The 1,570-nt window shown below is 69.8% G+C and carries 2 protein-coding genes; both read right to left on the reverse strand.

What is annotated here, in order from left to right; genetic code table 11:
• Positions 1–869 (reverse strand): electron transfer flavoprotein subunit alpha/FixB family protein (locus BUB57_RS16185; protein WP_073068867.1); only part of this gene is annotated, 869 nt, incomplete at its 3' end.
• Positions 869–1,570: electron transfer flavoprotein subunit beta/FixA family protein (locus BUB57_RS16190; protein WP_073068868.1), on the reverse strand; the 702-nt coding region annotated here is incomplete at its 5' end. The genes BUB57_RS16190 and BUB57_RS16185, both read right to left, overlap by 1 nt.

Genomic DNA, 1,570 nt, shown 5'->3' on the forward strand with positions numbered 1-1,570 from the left:
TCTGCGATCTGGAAGATGGGGGCTTCCTCGTCCTTGTTGATGGCGACGATGACCTTGCTGTCCTTCATGCCGGCCAGGTGCTGGATCGCGCCCGAGATGCCGGCGGCGATGTAGAGCTCGGGCGCCACCACCTTGCCGGTCTGCCCGACCTGCCAGTCGTTCGGGGCGTAGCCCGAATCGACCGCGGCGCGGGAGGCGCCGACCGCGGCGCCCAGCTTGTCGGCCAGCGCCTCGATCAGGGCGAAGTTTTCCTTGGACCCCACCGCGCGCCCGCCCGAGACGATGCGCTTGGCCGAGGTCAGTTCGGGGCGGTCCGAGGCCGCCACCTTGTCCTCGACCCAGGACGACAGGCCCGGGTCCTCGGCCAGCGCCGCGTCGGAAACCGCGGCCGCGCCGCCCTCGGCCGCCGCGTCGAAGCTGGCGGTGCGGATGGTCAGCACCTTTTTCGGGTCCGAGGATTTCACCGTCTGGATGGCGTTGCCGGCATAGATCGGGCGGGCGAAGGTGTCGGCGTCGACCACCTCCATCACGTCCGAGATCACCATCACGTCCAGCAGCGCCGCCACCCGCGGCATCACGTTCTTGGCGTCGGTGGTGGCCGGCGCCGCGATGTGGCTGTAATCGCCCGCCAGCGCCACGATCAGCGCCGCGGTGGGCTCGGCCAGCCGGTGGCCGTAGCGCGCATCCTCGGCGACCAGCACCTTGGCGACGCCGGCGATCTTCGCCGCGTCCTGCGCCGCGCCCGCGGCCGAGGCCCCGGCGCAGAGCACCGTCACCTCGCCCAGCGGCGCCAGGGCCTTGACCGCCTTGGCGGTGGCGTCGCGGTTCAGTTGCCCATCCGTCACTTCGCCCAGCAGCAGAACCGCCATCACACCACCCCCGCTTCTTTCAGCTTCGCCACCAGCTCGTCGACCGAGCCGACCTTGATCCCGGCCTTGCGGCCCTCGGGCTCGCGCACCGACACCACCGTCAGCCGCGGGGCGACGTCGACGCCGTAGTCGGCGGCGGTCTTTTCCTCGAGCGGCTTCTTCTTGGCCTTCATGATGTTGGGCAGCGAGGCATAGCGCGGCTCGTTCAGCCGCAGATCGGCGGTGACCACCGCCGGCAGCCTGACCGAGATGGTCTGCAGCCCGCCGTCGACCTCGCGGGTGACCTTGGCGGCATCGCCCTCGATCGCCACTTCGGACGCAAAGGTCGCCTGCCCCCAGCCGAGCAGCGCCGACAGCATCTGCCCGGTCGCGTTCATGTCGTTGTCGATCGCCTGCTTGCCGGCGATCACCAGCCCGGGCTGTTCTTCCGCGACCACCTTGGCCAGGATCTTCGCCACCGCCAGCGGCTCGATGTCCTGGTGCACGTCGTCGGCCGCCACCACCAGGATGCCGCGGTCGGCGCCCATGGCGAGCGCGGTGCGGATGGTCTCGGCCGCCTGCTTGACGCCGATCGACACCACCACGATCTCGGACGCCGCCCCCTTTTCCTTCAGACGGATCGCCTCTTCCACCGCGATCTCGTCGAACGGGTTCATCGACATCTTCACGTTCGCGAGGTCAACCCCCGAACCATCGGCCTT

Source organism: Paracoccus solventivorans, from assembly GCF_900142875.1.
In the GTDB taxonomy this organism is placed as follows: domain Bacteria; phylum Pseudomonadota; class Alphaproteobacteria; order Rhodobacterales; family Rhodobacteraceae; genus Paracoccus; species Paracoccus solventivorans.